Genomic DNA, 1,396 nt, shown 5'->3' with positions numbered 1-1,396 from the left:
GGGCTGTCGGCGCGGGCTTCGTAGTCGGCGCGGCCGCCAGGTATGCGCGGTGGAGTACACCATCGCCGGCCACGAGGGCGCCTACCGGCTCATCACCACGATCCTCGACCCGGACAAGGCCCCGGCCGCGGAACTGGCCGCCCTCTACGCCCAGCGATGGGAGTTCGAGTCCACCCTCGACGAAATCAAGACCCACCTCGGCGGACCGCACCTGGTCCTGCGTTCACAGCACCCCGACGGCGCCGAGCAGGAACTCTATGGCTTCCTGCTCGTCCACCACGCCATCCGACACCTGATGCACCAGGCCGCACAACAAGCCGACCAGGACCCCGACCGGATCTCCTTCACCCGCTCACTGCGCGTCGTGCGCCGCCAGGTCACCGACCAGGCGGCATTTTCCCCCCGGCAGACTCACCCGCGCCATCAAAACCACCCACGCTGAACTCCTCGAACGCGTCCTGCCACCACGACGCCGGCGCCCCCGCCATCACCATCGTTGACGCCACCAAACCCAAACGGGTCAAGCGAACAAAAACCCCCTAGTTACCGGTATTGAGGCTAAAGAGAGCCGCCGAGAGGCACTGTGACGAGGAGGTACAGCCCGAGGCCGATGGCTGCAAGGCCGATCACTACGAGGAACCAATAGACGGGAGCTCCGTCGTAGCCTTTGAGCGCTGCGCGGTCAGGGTCGGCTGGGTCGTAGTAGATCACCGCAGGGGCGCCCACCTTGAAGCGTCCCTTCCCGCTCTTGTACATCCTGGGGCAGTATTCGTGCCGACTGCCGTCAGGAGTCTGCCAGGCCACAATTGGGGAATAGAGCGTCTGCCCGCTATCGCTCGAGCTGCGGCCATGACGGACAACCTCCCCGTACGCCATGGCTCCGGTCCGCCGCAGATTTCTGGCCCTGCGTATGCTCCGTATGCCGAAGGCCAGGAGGGCCACACCGAAGATCAGTACGGGGATGAAGCCAAATGGCACGCTGTACCCACTGGAGTCGTCCACGGTCAGAGAAACGCGCTGTTCCCCCACCGGAGTTCCGACAGTCCCGTTGAGGGGGCTAAAGTCGGCCACCTGGTGGATGTCGCCGGGATGGCGTCAGCAGAGGCTGAGGGATCTTCCAGCCGCGATCTGGTCCTCCATGCGGTCCTGGTAGGGCTGGTGGAGCCGTCCTGCCTGGCCGTGAAAGATCTTCCGCGCAGCGCGTGCCGGCCATCCTGGAGGTTGGCCTGAACCTTATTTGGCGGCGGTAACAGGGCTCGTCGGCGAGCCGCAGGATGAATTACCGGCCCGCAAGCTGAAGATGAACCGCCCCGGTTCGAATGGAGACTCGATTCCGTGAAAGGATTGAGTCATGGCACGCCCCTCTTCGTATCCCCTTGAGCTGCGCAAACGAGCG

Annotated in this window: 2 protein-coding genes and 1 pseudogene; 1 reads left to right on the top strand and 2 read right to left on the bottom strand. The window is 64.5% G+C overall.

What is annotated here, in order from left to right; translation table 11 throughout:
• Window positions 1-442 (top strand): transposase (locus ACWCQ6_RS37315; RefSeq protein ID WP_451096955.1); only part of this gene is annotated, 442 nt, incomplete at its 5' end.
• Window positions 443-558: 116 nt separating this feature from the next.
• Here ACWCQ6_RS37315 and ACWCQ6_RS37310 read toward each other — a convergent pair.
• Together ACWCQ6_RS37310 and ACWCQ6_RS37305 are read right to left on the bottom strand one after the other, a co-directional pair.
• Complete coding sequence (locus ACWCQ6_RS37310) at window positions 559-876, bottom strand: DUF3592 domain-containing protein (RefSeq protein WP_451096957.1); 318 nt, start codon at window positions 874-876, stop codon at window positions 559-561.
• 243 nt (window positions 877-1,119) lie between these two features.
• Window positions 1,120-1,276 (bottom strand): annotated as a pseudogene (locus tag ACWCQ6_RS37305) (Tn3 family transposase); the annotation flags it as partial.
• Window positions 1,277-1,396: the final 120 nt, after the last annotated feature.

This window comes from Streptomyces sp. NPDC001880 (assembly GCF_053594575.1).
Note: the sequence above shows the minus strand (reverse complement) of the source record. Positions and strands in the feature narration are given on the sequence as shown.

Bases quoted from the DNA above. Each gene is read 5' to 3' on its own strand.
- ACWCQ6_RS37310 (WP_451096957.1), bottom strand. From the start codon at position 876: ATGGCGTACGGGGAGGTTGTCCGTCATGGCCGCAGCTCGAGCGATAGC.